Source organism: Methylobacterium sp. Ger2507 (genome assembly GCF_055231875.1).
The window spans coordinates 3609092-3625279 of record NZ_JBUYVC010000001.1; the positions used below are offsets into that span (position 1 = coordinate 3609092).

Genomic DNA, 16188 nt, shown 5'->3' on the forward strand with positions numbered 1-16188 from the left:
GCCGGGCCTCGCGGAAGGCCCGGCACCCCATTGCGTCGGATCAGTTGCGGCCCGCGCCGCTCCGGCCGCCAGAGCCGGCACCGAGGCCGCCGCCGTTCGAGCCACCGCTCATCCCTCGCTCGGACCCGCCCTGCTCGGCGCCCCCGCTCCGGCTGCCGGTGTTCATAGTGCCGCGCTCGGTGCCGCGCTCGGCGCCGCCCGACCGTTCGGCCGCGTTGCGGATACCGGCGTCCTCACCGCCCCGGTTCCGGTTCATGTTACGGTCGGCGGCGGCGCGGTTGCGGTCGTTGCCTTGGCGCGGGTCGGCGTTCCGGATGCCCTCGCGGGACTCGCCCTGCGTGGACCGCACGTTCCGGCTGTCGCGCCGTTCCTCGGTGCGGGACGAGACGGCCTTGCCGCGAAACCCGCGCTCCTCGAAGCGGGCCCCGACAGTGCCGCCGCGGCGCTCGGTCACCGTCAGGCGACGATACTCGGGCGAGCCATAGACCACGCGCTGGCCGCGCACCACGACGTAGCGGGTGCCCGGACGGCGGGTCGTCGTCTCCTCGACCCGAACGAGGCGGCGATACTGGGGCGAGCCGTACAGGACGCGCTGGCCCCGGATGGTGACGTAGCGCCGGCGCGCGCGCTCGACCACGCGGTCGCCGCCGCGGCGCTCCACCGTGACGAGGCGGCGGTATTCGGGCGAGCCATAGACCACGCGCTGGCCGCCGATGAAGACGAAGCGGCCAGACCGACGCCCGCCCTCGACGCGCTCGCTGCGGGATTCGCTGCGAGTATCGACCGAGACGCGGTCGCGCTGCGCGCGGCCACCGGCCCGGTCTTCCCGGGAGGAGGTGCGGGTCGCCCGGTCGCCGTCGCGATCGCTCCGGTCGGCGCCGCGAGACTGCGAATCCCGGTTCTGCGAAGCTTTCGTCTGAGCGTCTCCGCCCTGAAGATCCCGTGTCGCCGCGTCGCCGCGTCCGCCGGTTTCCGTGCGACCACCCTCTCGGCGTCCGCCGGCCTCGGCGCGTCCGCCCGTCTCACTGCGGGCGCCGTCGGTGCCGGAAACACGACCGCCCGAGCTTCCCTCGGGGGCGCCCTGGCTGCGCGCGGCCGAACCGCCGCGACCACCGGCCTCGCCGGCGGCGCCGGCCTGGCCTGCGTTCTGGGCGTAGGCCGACGTCGTCATCAGCAGTGCCGTCAGACCAACCACGAATGTCTTCATCGACGTTCCTCCTGAGCTCTTGTTGAGCAATCTTGAGAAACCCCAAACGTCGACACCTTAGAAACGGTTCAAATACAAACCCCGCGTGCAGTGGCGAGCACTTGCGACGTCTTGTATTCCGGTTTGGTCAAGCTTGTTGGCGCTGCCGCGACACCTGTCGTGGCAGCGCGTCATCAACTTCCCGATTGGGCCGCGACTTCGGCTTCCACCGCCGCCGGATCGAGGTCGTAGCGACGCGAGCAGAACTCGCAGGTGATGCCGATCCGGCCGTCGTCGGCGATCATGTCCCGCCGCTCCTGGGGCGAGAACGAGGTGATCATGCCCATCACGCGCTCGGGCGAGCAGCGGCACTGCTCGCGCACGCCCTGCGCCTCGAACACCCGCACGCCGCGCTCGTGGAACAGGCGGTAGAGCAGGCGCTCGGCCGAGACCTCGGGATCGACGAGTTCGTGGTCCTCGATGGTCGACACCAGGCTGCGGGCCTCGACCCAGGCGTCGTCCTCGGGCACGCCATGCGCGTCGAGGTGGACATGCCCCTCCGGGATGTCACCCGGCGGCAGGTCGGCGAGCCGCGCCCGATCGATCGACTGGGGCAGGAACTGCACCAGCAGGCCGCCGGCCCGGTAGCTCCGGGAGCCGCCGGCATATTGCTCGGCCACCGCCAAGCGGACCTGGGTCGGGATCTGCTCGGACTGGCGGAAATACTGGTGCGCCGCCTCCTCCAGGCTCTGTCCTTCGAGGGCGACGACGCCCTGGTAGCGGCTGCTGGTCGGGCCCTGGTCGATGGTCATGGCCAGGTGCCCCTGCCCGATCAGGTCCTGGTCCTGCAACGGACCGGTGCCGAGGGCCTCCACCCGCGCGGTGTCGAAGCGGGCGGTGGCGCGCAGGCGGTCGGGCGCTTCGAAATCGACCACCACCATCTCGACCGGACCGTCGGTCTTGGTTTGGAGCTGGAACCGGCCCTCGAACTTCAGGGACGAGCCGAGGAGCACGGTGAGCGCGGCCGCCTCGCCGAGGAGGCGGGCCACCGCATCGGGATAGCCGTGGCGGCGCAGGATGGTGTCGACGGACGGCCCGAGCCGGACCACGCGGCCGCGCACGTCCAGGGCCTCGACGGCAAACGGCAGCACCACGTCGTCGTCGCCCTCGATGGCGACCGGGACGAGGGGTCGATCGTCCCCGGGGGTGGTTCCAGACGTGGTTCCAGAAGTCGTTCCAAGAGTCATGGCGTCTCCGATCGGGCTCGACGAACGCGAGGGCTGGGCCACGGGCCTCCCGCCGCCGCAGGGCGGGGTATGGGGAGTGCACGGATGGCGGCGGCGCACCGGTCGGAACGCCCGCGCTCGTCGCAACGGCCGCCCCCGACCCTCGGTTCAGGATCGAATCCTATATAGGCATCCCGACGCGGCGGCGCGACCGACACGGCGACCGGGTCGCGCTGTGCCTCCTCAGAGGCCGTGCGCCCGCAGGCACCAGGCCAGGATGCCCTTCTGGGCGTGCAGACGGTTCTCGGCCTCGTCGAAGATCACCGATTGCGGACCGTCGATGACCTCGGCCGTGACCTCCTCGCCGCGATGGGCGGGCAGGCAATGCATGAAGATCGCGTCCTTGGCGGCGGCCGCCATCAGGCGGGCATCGACCCGGTAGGGCACGAGCAGGTTGTGCCGGTGCTGGTCGTCCTCGTCGCCCATGGAGACCCAGCAATCGGTGACCACCGCGTCCGCCCCGTTCACCGCCTCGTAGGCGTCGGTGGTGACGTTGACGGTGGCGCCCTCGGCTCGCGCCCAGTCGAGCAGCGGCTGGGGCGTCGACAGTTCCGGGGGGGCCGCGATGTTGAGGGTGAAGTCGAAACGCGCGGCGGCGTGGACCCAGGAGGCGAGCACGTTGTTGGCGTCCCCCGACCAGGCGATCGTGCGGCCCTGGATCGGCCCGCGATGCTCCTCGAAGGTCAGCAGGTCGGCCATGATCTGGCAGGGGTGCGAGACCTTGGTCAGGGCGTTGATCACCGGCACGGTGGCGTACTCGGCCAGTTCCAGCATCAGGTCGTGGTCGAGGATGCGGATCATGATCGCGTCGACGTAGCGCGAGAGCACCCGGGCGGTGTCGCCCACGGTCTCGCCCCGGCCGAGCTGCATCTCGCTCCCCGTCAGCATCAGGGTCTCGCCGCCGAGTTCGCGCATGCCGACGTCGAACGACACGCGGGTGCGCGTCGAGGGCCGGTCGAACACCATTGCGAGGGTCTTGCCGATCAGCGGGCGGTCCTCGGCCAATTCACCCTTGCGGCGGCGCGCCTTGATGGCGGCGGAGGTGTCCAGCACCGCCCGCAGCTGCGCGGCCGAGAAGTCCTTCAGGTCGAGGAAGTGGCGGGTCCCGTCTCCGGTCCCGTTCAGTGTCGTGGTCATCGGTCCGTTCTTCGTGTGCGGGGTCCGGCTCCGGACGTTCGCGGCGGTCCTGGAATCAACGGTGTTGGTGTCGGGGGTCTTGGTGTCGGCAGTGTTGGCGCCTGCGGTCTCGGGTTTCGCGGAGGCGGAGCGGCCGGTCACTCGGCCGCTCCGCGCAGGTGCGTCCCGAGCCGCCCGGCGGCGGCATCGAGGCGGGTGACCGCCTCCGCCACGTCGGAATCCGTGATGATCAGCGGCGGCAGCAGGCGCACCACGTTGTCGCCGGCCGGAACCACCAGCAGGTGCGCGTCCCGCGCGGCGGCCGCGAACTCGGTGTTGAGGACGTTGAGCTTGAGGCCGAGCATCAGCCCCTCGCCGCGGATGTCCGCGATCACGCCCGGATGCCGGTCCTGCAGGGCGGCGAGCCGCTGCTTCAGGATGAGGCCCATGCGCTGGACATGGTCGAGGAAGCCATCGGCCAGCACCACGTCGAGGACAGCGTTGCCCACCGCCATGGCGAGCGGGTTGCCGCCGAAGGTGGTGCCGTGGCTGCCCGCAACCATGCCGCGTGCGGCCTCCGCCGTGGCGAGGCAGACGCCCAGGGGGAATCCGCCGCCGATGCCCTTGGCGGCGCTCATGATGTCGGGCGTGATGCCCGACCATTCGTGGGCGAACAGCCGACCCGTGCGCCCGACCCCGGTCTGGACCTCGTCCATGATCAGCAGGAGACCGTGCGCGTCGCAGAGCGCGCGCAGGCGCCGCAGATCCTCGTGCGGGATCACCCGCACGCCGCCCTCCCCCTGGATCGGCTCGATCATCAGGGCCGCCGTCTCCGGGGTGATGGCCGCCTCGAGGGCCGCGAAATCACCGGTGGGCACCTGATCGAAGCCGTCGACCTTCGGGCCGAAGCCCTCGATGTATTTGGCTTGCCCACCGGCCGCGATGGTCGCCAGCGTCCGGCCGTGGAAGGCGCCCTCGAAGGTGATGATGCGGAAGCGCTCGGGATGCCCGGCCGCCGCATGGTACTTGCGCGCCATCTTGATGGCGGCCTCGTTGGCCTCCGCACCCGAATTGGCGAAGAACGCCACGTCCGCGAAGGTCGCGTCCACGAGGCGCCGGCCCAGCCGCTCGCCTTCCGGGATCTCGAACAGGTTCGAGGTGTGCCAGAGCTTCTGCGCCTGCTCGGTCAGGGCCGCGACGAGGTGCGGATGGGCGTGGCCGAGGGCGTTCACCGCGATGCCGGCGCCGAAATCGAGGTATCGCGCCCCCCCGCGTGCCTCCAGCCATGCGCCCTCGCCGCGCTCGAAGGCGATGGGGGCCCGGGCATAGGTCGGCAGAAGGGCGGATGTCACGATCCCGTCTTCCCGTGTGTCTCGCGGGCACGCGAGAGACGCGACCGCACCAAATGAAAGTGCCGCCTCGGATGGGGCGGCACGCGCGCGATTACTAGAGAAATGTCCAATTCTGTCAACGACGGACGGGGTTCATCGGCCTGACATGCCTGCCAATTAGGCTGTTGCGCGCAGATCGTGCGGCCCGCCCTGCGCGCATCGCGCAGCCCGCCTTGCGTGCATCGCACGGAAGTGCTCAGAGCCGCGTCATCCCGGCCGGACCACCCGCCGCCGCCCAGCACAGGAACGACACAGATGAGCACCGTCACGGAACGCCTGGAGGCCCTCGGCCTCACCCTGCCCAAGGCGGCGGCCCCGGTCGCGAACTACGTGCCCTTCGTGCGCAGCGGCAACCTCGTGGTGATCTCCGGCCAGATCTGCTTCGGCCTCGACGGCAAGATCGCCGATGCCCACACGGGCAAGCTCGGGGCCGAGGTTTCGGCGGAGGACGGCATCGCCGCCGCGAAGCTCTGCGCCCTCAACGTGCTGGCCCAGGTGCAGGCGGCGGTGGGCGATCTCGACCGCGGCGTCGTGCAGTGCATCCGTCTGGGCGGCTTCATCAACGCGGTTCCGACCTTCGCGGGGCTGGCCGGCATCATGAACGGCGCCTCCGACCTCATGGTCGAGATTCTGGGTGATCGCGGCCGCCACGCCCGTTCCACCGTCGGCGTCGCCGAACTGCCCCTCGACGCGGCCGTCGAGGTCGAGGCGATGTTCGAGGTCAAATGAGCCCGCAGGCGAGTCCCAACGCGCCCGCCTGGCTCACCGCGCAGCCGATCGCCCATCGCGGACTGCACGACCGGGCGGGCGGCGTGCCGGAGAACACCCTCGCGGCCGCCGAGGCGGCGATTCGGGGTGGCTACGCCATCGAGTGCGACGTTCAGCTCAGCGCCGATGGCGAGGCGATGGTGTTCCACGACGAGACCCTGGGCCGCCTGACCACGGCCGAGGAGGCGGTCGGGGCGCGCTCCGCCGCGGCTCTCGGCGCCCTGGCGGTGGCGGGCAGCGCCGAGCGCATCCCGACCCTGCCGGCCTTCCTCGAGCGGATCGGCGGGCGCACGCCCCTCGTGATCGAGGTCAAGTCGCGCTACACCGGCGATCTGCGGCTGACGGAGCGCGTCGCCGCCCTCGCGGCCGCGTATGACGGCCCCGTGGCGCTGAAGTCGTTCGACCCGCGCCTCGTCGCCGCCCTGCGGACGCTGGCGCCGGGCCTGCCGCGCGGCATCGTCGCCGAGACGCGCCAGGACGATCCGGCCTACGCGGCGCTGGCCCCAAGCCTGCGGCGCGCGCTCTCCGACCTGCTGCACTTCGACGAGACCCGGCCGGACTTCCTGTCCTGGCGAGTCGACGACCTGCCCTGCGCCCCCACCGTGCTGTGCCGGCTCCTCGGCCAGCGCCCGGTGATGACCTGGACCGTGCGCAACCCGGACCAGCGCCGCCAGGCCGAGATCCACGCCGACCAGATGGTGTTCGAGGGGTTTTGCCCCTGAACGTGGCGCTGATCGGGTAACCGGCTCGAAAGTGTCCGGGAAGGCAGCGACCTCGCGGCGGTTCCGGGTCGCGCCGTCGGTCCAGAAACCGAGTCGCGCCCCGTGATTGAGGCGAACCTATTCGGTGATCCGCGGAAGCGCCGCCCGCGAGACGATGGGCGGCAGGCAATCGTCGCGCGGCTGCGGATCGGGGCCGATCGGGACGATCAGGCAGGGCAGCGACCGTCCGGGTCGGTCGGCGTACCGTTTCACCCGGGGGCCATGGGCACCCAGCATGGTCGAGACGAAGATCGTGCCGGGAACGTTGGTGCCTGGCTCGTCGAGATTGGCCCTCGCGATCAGGACATCGTCAGCGAAATCGTCGGGCGGCGTCCGCACCGGATGCGTCTGCCCGACATGCAGGGTCACCCGACATGCGGGGTCATCAGTCCCCTCTTGGCTCATCTGGGAAGCACGCGTCGGATCACGGTGGGCGTGCCGTCTCGCCCAGACAAGCCTGATTCTGGAAAACACCCGGCCGGCGGCAAGATCTCGGCCGGCTACATCTCGGCCAGGAAGATCTGAAATGCCAAGCCTCCCGTGCGACGGCGCGCGGCCCCGCGCCGCCCTTGGCCCGCCGGTCGCCGAGGACTAGATTGCCTCGCGATGGACATTCCCGGCGAAACACAGCGTTCCGGCGAAGGCCCCGACGCCCCGGCCGAGACCGTGACGGAGCTGCAGGTGCGCGCGGTGCCGGGCCTGGCTGGGATCGCGGCGGCCGAATGGGATGCCTGCGCCACCTCGGCCGAGACCCTGTCGGGGGGCGACGAGACCCACAATCCCTTCCTGTCGCACGCCTTCCTGTCGTCCCTGGAGGATTCCGGCTGCGTCTCGCGCAAGACCGGCTGGCTTCCCCTCCACGTGGCGGTGGAGCGCGAGGGCCGCCTCGTCGGGGTGGCGCCCTGCTACCTGAAATCCCACAGCCAGGGCGAGTACGTCTTCGACCATGGCTGGGCCGACGCCTACGAGCGGGCCGGCGGCAGCTACTATCCCAAGCTGCAGGTCAGCGTGCCCTTCACCCCCGTCACCGGCCCGCGCTTCCTGATCGCGCCGGGTCAGGGCGTGAACGAGGCGGCGTCCGCCATCGTGGCGGGCCTGCGCGCCCTGCGGGCCGAGACCAAAGCCTCCTCGATCCACGTCACCTTCATGCAGGAGCGCGAGTGGGACCAGGCCGGGGCGCTGGGCTTCCTGCAGCGCGTCGACCAGCAGTTCCACTGGGACAATGCCGGTTACCGGACCTTCGAGGATTTCCTCGCCGCACTCGCCTCCCGCAAGCGCAAGGCGATCCGGCGCGAGCGCCGCGACGCCCTGGCCAACGGCATCACCATCGAGCACGTCACCGGCGCCGATCTGACCCCGGCCCACTGGGACGCCTTCTACGCGTTCTACGCCGATACCGGCGCCCGCAAGTGGGGCCGGCCCTACCTGAACCGCACGTTCTTCGGGCTGCTCGGCGAGCGCATGCCGGAGCGGGTGCTGCTGGTGATGGCCAAGCGTGAGGGACGCTACGTTGCCGGGGCCATCAATCTCATCGGCGACGTCGCCCTCTACGGCCGCAACTGGGGCTGCGTCGAGGATCATCCGTTCCTGCATTTCGAGGTGTGCTACTACCAAGCCATCGACTTCGCCATCGCGCAGGGGCTGAAGCGCGTCGAGGCGGGGGCGCAAGGTGAGCACAAGCTCGCGCGCGGCTACCGCCCCGTCCTCATGCACTCGGCCCACGACATCGCCGATCCGGCCCTGCGCCGGGCCGTGGCCGATTACTTGGTGCGCGAGCGCGAACACGTGCTGGAGGCGGCCGAAGTCCTGGATACGCTGACGCCGTTCCGGCGCGAAACCGATGCGGCTTCGGCATCCGACTTGCCTGGGGCCGCGCCGGAGGCGACACCCTCCGCCGACGAGACGCGAGAGCCCAAGGAAGACCCGTGAGTCCCATCGATCGCATCAAGACCTTCGCCGACGACCTCGTGGCCATCCGCCGCGACTTCCACGCCCATCCCGAGCTCGGCTTCGAGGAGGTTCGCACCTCCGGCATCGTCGCCGCGGAGCTGGCCCGCTACGGCGTCACCGTCCATCGCGGCATCGGCGGCACCGGGGTGGTGGGCGTGCTCGAGGGCCGCACCGGGTCCGGCCGGCGGGTCGGCCTGCGCGCCGACATGGACGCCCTGCCGATCGAGGAGGAGACCAACCTGCCCTACCGCTCGACCGTGCCGGGCAAGATGCACGCCTGCGGCCATGACGGGCACACCACGATGCTGCTGGGTGCGGCGCGCTACCTTGCCGAGACCCGCGACTTCGACGGCACCGCGGTGTTCGTGTTCCAGCCGGCGGAAGAGGGCCAGGGTGGCGCCCGCGCGATGATCGCCGACGGATTGTTCGAGAAATTCCCCTGCGACGAGATCTACGCGATCCACAACCAGCCCAACGGCCCGCACGGCAAGATCAAGCTGCGCCCCGGCCCCGCCATGGCGGCGGCGGATTTCTTCGACATCCGCATCACCGGGCGCGGCGCCCATGCGGCCCAGCCGCAGCAGGGCATCGACCCGATCGTGGTGGGCTCCACCCTGGTCCAGGCGCTGCAGTCGATCGTCTCGCGCAACGCCGACCCGCTGAAGAGCGCCGTCCTCTCGGTGACGCAGTTCCACGCCGGGGCCGCCTACAACGTCATCCCGGAGGGCGCCCACATCACCGGCACGGTGCGGACCTTCGACGCGGACCTGCGCAGCCTCGTCACCACCCGCATCCGCGAAATCGCCCAGGGCATCGCGGCGGCCTACGGCGCGACCATCGAGGTCGACATCCGCGACGTGTTCTCGGTCCTGATGAACAGCCCCGAGCATGCGGCGGCGGCCGCCGATGTCGCCCGCGAGCTGTTCGGGCCCGAGGGCATCGACGACCAGTCGAAGCCCCGGATGGGCAGCGAGGATTTCGCCGACATGGTCGCGCGCGTGCCCGGCGCTTATGCGTGGATCGGCTCGACGCCCGGTCCCGGCCTGCACAATGCGAGCTTCGACTTCGACGACAGCATCATCCCGCTCGGCTCGGCCTTCCTGGCCCGCCTCGTCGAGCGCCGCACCGCCGCCTGAACGCGCCCCCGCGCGTCGAACCCACGGTCGCCCGCCCATGGACAGCCTTCACGATCTGACCCCGCGCGCGGCCGATGGAGCGCCCTACCCCCTGGCCCGGCATCGGGGCCAGGTGCTCCTCATCGTCAACACCGCCTCGAAATGCGGGTTCACGCCGCAATATGCCGGCCTCGAGTCCCTGGCGCGGAAGCACCGCGCCCAGGGCCTCGTGGTGCTGGGCTTCCCCTGCAACCAGTTCGGCGCCCAGGAGCCGGGGGACGCCACCGAGATCGCTCGCTTCTGCAGCCTGACCTATGACGTGAGCTTCCCGCTCCTGGCCAAGGTCGTGGTCAACGGGCCCGGCGCCGATCCGGTCTACGCCCACCTCACCCGGGCCAAGCCCGGTCTCCTCGGCAGTCGGGCGATCAAATGGAACTTCACCAAGTTCCTGGTCGGGCGCGACGGGCGGGTGATCGCCCGTTACGCCCCCGCCACCAAGCCCGAGGCCCTGGACGCCGCCATCGTGGCGGCCCTGGCCGAGCCTGCCCCCTGAGCTTCAGGCGGGCATAGGGGCCGGGGTCTCAGGCATGGCTTCGAGGCTCGCCCGGGCCTGAACCTCGATGAAGACGCGGGTCACGTCAGGACTGCGGGCCTTCAGCTTGGCCTCGACGCGGGCCACCATGGCCTCGATCTGCCCGGCGCTGAGGGTGTCGTCCATGTCGAGGCTGATGTTGACCAGGACGTCGGAGGGACCGAGGTGCTGGGTCAGCACGGTGTTGACGTGGTGCACGCCGGGCTCGTCGCGCACCACGGCGCGGATCGCCCCGACGAGTTCCGGGTCTGCGGCCTCGCCGATGAGGAGGCCGTGCGTCTCCACCATCAGGAAGGCCGCCATCCCGATCAGGATCAGGCCGATGCCGATCGAGGACCAGCCGTCCAGGGACGGCATGTCCAGGACATGCGCCAGGATCACGCCGGCGAGCGCCACCACGAGGCCCATCAGGGCGGCGACGTCCTCCGCCAGCACCGTGAACAGGGCCGGGTCCTTGCTGCGCCGGATGGCGGCGAGGGGCGGGCGCTGGCCCTTCTCGGCCCAGAACGCCTTCATGGCCACGAAGCAGGAATAGCCCTCGGCCATCACCGAGAAGCCCAGGATCGCCACGTTCACCCAGAATCCGGAGATGTGGTAGCCATAGATCACCGCGTCCGCCGAGGGTTCCGGATGCTGGAGCTTGTGGATGCCCTCGTAGACCGCGAAGGCGCCGCCGCCGAGAAAGATGAACAGCGCCACGATGAAGGCGTAGAAGTACAGCTCGCGTCCGTAGCCGAACGGATGCTTCTCGGTCGCCGGACGCTGCGACCGCTTCATGCCGATCAGCAGCAGGATCTGGTTGGTGGTGTCGACCACCGAGTGGACGCCCTCGGCCAGCATGGCCGAACTGCCGGTGAGGAAGGCGCCCACGAATTTCGCCACGGCGATGGCCAGGTTGGCGCCCGCCGCGGTGTAGATGGCGCTGGTGCTCTCATGGGCCATGCGGGGGCGGTGCTCTTTGCGGGACGCGATCGGGGCTGCGGCGACGCCCGACCGGCCCGCCCGCGGGGCGCGGCGTTCGGACAAGCGTTGCCGCTGGGGGCGAAGCGCAGGCAACGCATGGCAGCCCCCAAAGGTTCTCCGTCCATGACAGTTCTGCGCGTCCGAAGGTCGCCGCCCCGGATGAAGGTCGGCCCGGCTTCGTGCGCCGGGCTCCCGCGGGGTTCGGCCGCCGATCGATCGGGCGGCCGGCGGATCAGGCCACCATGACCAGCATCCAGAGGGCCATGCCGACCATCATCAGGTTTTCGGTCAGCGAGACGAAGCCGAGCGGCACGTTGCTCGATCCGCCGACGCAAGCGCATTTCAGCTCGCGCTTGTCGATATAGACCGCCTTGAACACCGAGACCGCCCCCACCGTGCCGATGAACAGCGCCACCGGGATCGAGATCCAGGACAGGGCGCCGGACAGCATCAGGAGCCCGGCCAGCGCCTCGCAGAACGGATAGGCGTAGGCGTAGCGTACCCAGCGCTGGGCCAGCAGGTCGTAGCCGAGGAACATCGACGAGAAACGCTCGATGTCCTGCAGCTTCAGGATCGCGAGCACGCACATGCTGAGGGCGATGAACCACTCGGCCGCCCGCAGGGTGAAGGGGGAGCCGAAGGCGGCGTGGCTGGCGGCGAGCGCCATCAGGGCCGTCATGGCGAAGACCGCGATCACCGGCGTGTAGGTCGTGGCCTGGGGGTCCGGGACGGACCGGCCGAGATGTCGGCGCAGGTCGTCGTAGCCGCCGACGCGCTGGCCGGCGATGAAGGTCTGCGGCGTGGTCTTCACGTCATGTTCGGCCTTGAAGCGGTCGGTCTCGTCCCGCGTCGTCAGCCAATGGTCCTCGACCGCGAAGCCCTCGCGCTCGAGCAGGTCCTTGGCCTTCAGGCCATAGGGACAGGTGTGCTTCGGCATCACCATGCGGTACAGGGTGGCCGTCCGGGCAGGACTCGACATGGGGGCTCCTCGACGGGTGACGCGGGCCGGCCCCGGGGGCGGTTCGAAACCCCGCCGGTTCGCCCTGCGTCGTGATGCACCGGCTGCCGGTGCGCGACGTCCCGCAGATGGTGCTTCCCACGGTGGGAAGGTCAAGGGGTCGGAGACGATTCGTTGTGGGATCGTCGGGTGACAGACCCTGGGTTGCAGAGGCCGGCTCTCCGGCATGCGTCGGACGCGGCTTTCGCTTCCCAAGACTGAGCGGCGAAGCACCGGGATCGTCCAAACGGCAGGGTCCCAACGCGACAGCCCAGGCCAGGGATGAGGAGGGTGGGGACGAGGTGGACGGGGTGCGTCGGCCTGTGCATCGTGCGCGCCCATCACCCGAGCCACAACCGGAGCCGGCCGCATGACCGTCACGCCCGCAGCGTCAGCCTACGATCCCGACAACGTCTTCGCCAAGATCCTCAGGGGGGAGATCCCGGCCGAGCGGGTCTACGAGGATGCCGATACCCTCGCCTTCATGGATGTCATGCCGCAGGGCGACGGCCACACCCTGGTGATCCCGAAGGCCCCGTCGCGCGGTCTCCTCGACGCCGACCCGGACGTCCTCGCGGCCCTGGCCCGGACGGTGCAGCGGGTCGCCCGCGCGGTGAAGGCGGCCTTCGCGGCCGACGGCCTCACGGTGTTCCAGTACAACGAGCCGGCGGGCGGACAGACGGTGTTCCACCTCCACGTCCACGTCGTGCCCCGTTTCGAGGGGGTGCCGCTCCAGCGCCACAGCGGCGGCATGGCGGACAAGGCCGTCCTGGCAGAGCATGCCGCGCGCATCCGGACGGCGCTGGCCGCCTGATCGGGCCCCGGGAAAACGATTCCGCCGGGTGGGATCGCGGCCTCAGGCCGGCAGGGTCGTGAGGAGGCGGCGCAGGGCGGCGTTCTCGGCCTCGAGTTCGCCGATCCGGCGCACCAGGGCCAGCACCGAGGCGGCGTCGTCCGCCCCGGGGGCCGCCCCGTCCGGCGATGACGGGGACGTCTGGGAACTCGGCGGCGCGGACGCCTGCGCGGCCTCGTCCGCGAAAGTGACGCCGATGCCGTCGGCGCGGCGCCAGCACAGACTGGCCCGATAGGTCTTTGCCTTCTGCGGGATGTAGAGGTCGAAGCTCTCGGGCAGGGTCGGGGTTTCGGTCAGGGCCAGGCGCGCGCCCGACGCGGACAGATCCCGCACCAGGCAATCCATCGTCGAGGCCCCCTTGTTGAAGATGATCCGGCCCTTGAGGAAGGTCCTCTGTCGGGCCTCCTTGCGGTTGTCCGTACCCTGCTGCTCCGACATGGGGTCGGCCTCCGGCTCCGTTTCAGACGAAGCGGAACCCTGACACGCGGCCTGTTAAGGAATAATCGCCGCGTTGTTGGGATCGGGCGAGACATCGAACTGGGGACTTCGGTGGCGAGGACTTCTATGGCGAGGACTTCGCGACCGGGATTTTGGTGTCAGAAGTCGCAACCGTCCGCGGACCAGCCTGCCCGGTCAGGCTTTTCCGATCAGGATTTCGTCGCCGGGATCTCGGCAGCCCGTCTCCCCGGCCCGCTTCCCGCGAAGGCCGGTTCGTCCCATGCGGGGCGGCGTTCGGATCGTGCCGACAGCGGCCTGATGCAGGGGCTCGGGGGCCGGCCTCAGTGGAAACGGCTGTCCATGGTCTGAAACAGGTAGAAGCCGTTGAAGCGCACGGCGGTCTCGGCCGCGCGGTCGTCGAAATCCCGCGGCGCATCGCCGGTGGCGCCGAGCTTCCCGCCGAAGGCCCATCGGCCGCTGCCGAGGAAGGGCGGCACCGCGCGGCTCTCCGGAACGGCGCAGCACAGGCCCTCGATGCTCCGGAAGCAGAAAACGTTGTAATTCTGCATCGGTCAATCTCCGATTCGCCCACCCAAGCTACGCCCTAAGGAGCCAATCGGACAGCTTTGTGTCGTTCATGTCTCCGGAACGTTGCGAGCGAGGTCTTCGAGCCAGGGTGCGGCGCTTCCATCGGAGGGCGCGCGCCAGTCGCCGCGCGGAGACAGGGAGCCGCCGGCCGAAACCTTCGGTCCGTTGGGCAGGGCCGAGCGCTTGAACTGGCTGAAGCCGAAGAAGCGCTTGAGGAAGACACCGAGCCAGCGCCGGATCTCGGGCAGGTCGTAGGCGCGGCGCTCGGCCTCCGGAAAGTCCGGTGGCCAAGCCCCTGCCTGCGCGTCGCTCCAGGCATGCAGGGCCAGGAAGGCGATCTTCGCGGGCGGGAAGCCGTAGCGCAGGGTATAGAACAGGGTGAAATCCTGCAGCGCATAGGGGCCGATCACCCCTTGCGTGCTCTGGGGCGTTTCCCCCACCGCCACCGGCACCAGTTCGGGCGAGATCTCGGTGTCGAGGATCGCCCGCAGGGTGACGCCGACCTCCGGCGCGAACTGTCCTGAGGCGATGACCCAGCGGATCAGGTGCTGGATCAGGGTCTTGGGCACCCCGGCATTGACGCCGTAATGGCTCATCTGGTCGCCGACGCCGTAGGTGCACCAGCCGAGCGCCAACTCCGACAGATCGCCGGTGCCGATCACGATGGCGCCGTTCTGATTGGCGAGGCGGAACAGGTAATCGGTGCGCAGGCCCGCCTGCACGTTCTCGAAGGTGACGTCGTAGACCGGCTCGCCGCGCCCGAACGGGTGGTCCATCCCGTTGAGCATCACCGTGGCGGCCTCGCGGATGTCGATTTCGCGGGCGCTGGTGCCGAGCGCCGCCATGAGCGCGTGGGCGTTGGCCTTGGTGCCCTCCGAGGTGGCGAAGCCCGGCAGGGTGTAGGCCAGGATGTTCGTGCGCGGCAGGCCGAGACGGTCGAGCGCCCGGGCCGCCACGATCAGCGCATGGGTGGAATCGAGCCCGCCCGAAACGCCGATGACGACCTTCTTGGTTCCCGTCGCCTCCAGGCGCTGGGCCAGGCCCGCCACCTGGATGTTGTAGGCCTCGTAGCAATCCTGGGCGAGGCGGGCCGGATCGGCGGGCACGAAGGGAAAGCGCTCGATCGTGCGTCGCAGCCCGAGATCGCCGGCCGGCGGATCGAGGCGGAAGGGCACCCGGCGATAGCCTGACCCGCGCGGCCCGGCCCGGCCCGAATCGTCGAAGCTGCCCATCTGGAGCCGTTCCTGGGCCAGCAGCCCGAGATCGACATCGGCCAGGGTCATCACGGGCTCGGGCGAGAAGCGCGGCCCCTCGGCGAGACGCACGCCGTTCTCGTCGATGCTGGTCTGCCCGTCCCAGGACAGGTCCGTGGTGGATTCGCCGGTGCCGGCGGCGGCGTAGACATAGGCGCACAGGCAGCGCATCGAGGCCGCCCGCGTCAGCATCGCGCGGGAATCCGCCCGCCCCACGGTGATCGGGCTGCCCGACAGGTTGGCGAGGACGGTGGCGCCGGCGAGCGCCGCATCGATGCCGGGGGAGGCAGGGACCCACAGGTCCTCGCAGACCTCGATGCCGAGCACCAGATTCGGCATGTCCTCGGCGGGGAAGATCAGGTCGGTGCCGAACGGCGCCTCGAGGCCGGCGACCCGGATGGTCTCGCCCACGATCCCGGCGCCGGCGGCGAAGTGGCGCTTCTCGTAGAATTCCCGGTAGGTCGGCAGGAAGCTCTTCGGGATCACGCCGAGGAGGCGGCCGCGGTGGATGGCCAGGGCGCAATTGTAGAGCCGGTGGCCCCAGCGCAGGGGTGCGCCGACCACCAGGACCGGCCGGAGCGCGCCCGACTCCGCCACGAGGCGCGCCACCGCCGCCTCCACCGCATCGAGCACCGTCACCTGGAGGAACAGGTCCTCGATGGCGTAGGCCGAGACGCAGAGTTCCGGGAACACCGCCACGGCGGCGCCGGCCGCATCGCAGGACCGGGCGAGGGCGAGGATCGCCTCGACGTTGCGGGCGGGGTCGGCCGGATGGCTGCGGGTGGTGCAGGCGGCGACCCGGGCTAAGCCGTGCCGGTAGAGGGAGCGGAAGCCGGGATCGGCCGGGGCGGGCGGGGTCGCCGAGGGGGTGGGCAAGGGCGGGCTCCGGGCTGAATGCCGGCACCTTACCCCGTGGCGCCATCCGTCTCCA

At 70.4% G+C, this 16188-nt stretch carries 16 protein-coding genes; 6 read left to right on the top strand and 10 right to left on the bottom strand.

The genetic code is table 11. From position 1 onward, the window contains the following. Positions 1–40 precede the first annotated feature (40 nt). The 4 genes from ACV7NL_RS16625 to ACV7NL_RS16640 all read right to left on the bottom strand — a co-directional run bounded on the left by ACV7NL_RS16625 (position 41) and on the right by ACV7NL_RS16640 (position 4940). Complete coding sequence (locus tag ACV7NL_RS16625; RefSeq protein ID WP_463356266.1) at positions 41–1207, bottom strand: hypothetical protein; 1167 nt, start codon at positions 1205–1207, stop codon at positions 41–43. Positions 1208–1380: 173 nt separating this feature from the next. Next, positions 1381–2433: an Hsp33 family molecular chaperone gene (locus ACV7NL_RS16630; RefSeq protein WP_463356267.1), complete on the bottom strand. Its 1053-nt coding sequence runs from the start codon at positions 2431–2433 to the stop codon at positions 1381–1383. A 222-nt stretch (positions 2434–2655) separates the two neighbouring features. Continuing rightward, on the bottom strand, positions 2656–3609 hold the full coding sequence (gene argF, locus ACV7NL_RS16635; RefSeq protein WP_056185521.1) for an ornithine carbamoyltransferase: 954 nt from the start codon (positions 3607–3609) through the stop codon (positions 2656–2658). Positions 3610–3746: 137 nt separating this feature from the next. Next, entirely contained in the window at positions 3747–4940 is a 1194-nt protein-coding gene (locus tag ACV7NL_RS16640; protein ID WP_056487045.1) for an aspartate aminotransferase family protein, read from the bottom strand. 294 nt (positions 4941–5234) lie between these two features. Here ACV7NL_RS16640 and ACV7NL_RS16645 point away from each other — a divergent pair, with 294 nt between their 5' ends. Together ACV7NL_RS16645 and ACV7NL_RS16650 are read left to right on the top strand one after the other, a co-directional pair. After that, positions 5235–5708, top strand: a complete 474-nt coding sequence (locus ACV7NL_RS16645) for a RidA family protein (RefSeq protein ID WP_463356268.1) — start codon at positions 5235–5237, stop codon at positions 5706–5708. Next, the gene (locus tag ACV7NL_RS16650; RefSeq protein ID WP_463356269.1) at positions 5705–6469 is read left to right on the top strand and encodes a glycerophosphodiester phosphodiesterase family protein; all 765 of its coding nucleotides are present in this window, start codon (positions 5705–5707) and stop codon (positions 6467–6469) included. Before ACV7NL_RS16645 ends, ACV7NL_RS16650 begins: the two co-directional genes overlap by 4 nt. Positions 6470–6586: 117 nt before the next feature. Here ACV7NL_RS16650 and ACV7NL_RS16655 read toward each other — a convergent pair whose 3' ends face one another. Then, complete coding sequence (locus ACV7NL_RS16655) at positions 6587–6877, bottom strand: hypothetical protein (protein WP_463356270.1); 291 nt, start codon at positions 6875–6877, stop codon at positions 6587–6589. Positions 6878–7114: 237 nt separating this feature from the next. On the opposite strand from ACV7NL_RS16655, the gene ACV7NL_RS16660 reads away from it, so the two are divergent. From ACV7NL_RS16660 to ACV7NL_RS16670, 3 genes are read left to right on the top strand one after another with little or no spacing between them, the layout of a single operon-like run. Beyond that, entirely contained in the window at positions 7115–8437 is a 1323-nt protein-coding gene (locus tag ACV7NL_RS16660; RefSeq protein WP_463356271.1) for a GNAT family N-acetyltransferase, read from the top strand. Further along, entirely contained in the window at positions 8434–9594 is a 1161-nt protein-coding gene (locus ACV7NL_RS16665; protein WP_056185378.1) for a M20 aminoacylase family protein, read from the top strand. The genes ACV7NL_RS16660 and ACV7NL_RS16665 overlap by 4 nt, the downstream gene beginning before the upstream one ends. Positions 9595–9631: 37 nt before the next feature. Further along, entirely contained in the window at positions 9632–10126 is a 495-nt protein-coding gene (locus ACV7NL_RS16670; protein WP_463356272.1) for a glutathione peroxidase, read from the top strand. Positions 10127–10129: 3 nt separating this feature from the next. On the opposite strand, the gene ACV7NL_RS16675 is transcribed toward ACV7NL_RS16670, so the two are convergent. Further along, positions 10130–11107, bottom strand: a complete 978-nt coding sequence (locus ACV7NL_RS16675) for a cation diffusion facilitator family transporter (protein WP_056185374.1) — start codon at positions 11105–11107, stop codon at positions 10130–10132. 253 nt (positions 11108–11360) lie between these two features. Beyond that, the gene (locus ACV7NL_RS16680; RefSeq protein ID WP_056487030.1) at positions 11361–12107 is read right to left on the bottom strand and encodes a glutaredoxin family protein; all 747 of its coding nucleotides are present in this window, start codon (positions 12105–12107) and stop codon (positions 11361–11363) included. A 388-nt stretch (positions 12108–12495) separates the two neighbouring features. Between ACV7NL_RS16680 and ACV7NL_RS16685 the strand changes: the two genes are divergently transcribed. Beyond that, positions 12496–12939 (top strand): HIT family protein, encoded by a 444-nt coding sequence (locus ACV7NL_RS16685; RefSeq protein ID WP_056185367.1) that lies wholly within the window; start codon positions 12496–12498, stop codon positions 12937–12939. A gap of 42 nt (positions 12940–12981) precedes the next feature. Here the strand turns inward: ACV7NL_RS16685 and ACV7NL_RS16690 are convergent, their stop codons facing one another. From ACV7NL_RS16690 to ACV7NL_RS16700, 3 genes are all read right to left on the bottom strand, one after another. Next, on the bottom strand, positions 12982–13416 hold the full coding sequence (locus ACV7NL_RS16690) for a PilZ domain-containing protein (protein WP_056185363.1): 435 nt from the start codon (positions 13414–13416) through the stop codon (positions 12982–12984). Between the two features lie 341 nt (positions 13417–13757). Beyond that, the gene (locus tag ACV7NL_RS16695; protein ID WP_056185360.1) at positions 13758–13985 is read right to left on the bottom strand and encodes a hypothetical protein; all 228 of its coding nucleotides are present in this window, start codon (positions 13983–13985) and stop codon (positions 13758–13760) included. 66 nt (positions 13986–14051) lie between these two features. Continuing rightward, on the bottom strand, positions 14052–16133 hold the full coding sequence (locus ACV7NL_RS16700; protein ID WP_463356273.1) for an NAD(+) synthase: 2082 nt from the start codon (positions 16131–16133) through the stop codon (positions 14052–14054). Between the last annotated feature and the right edge of the window lie 55 nt (positions 16134–16188).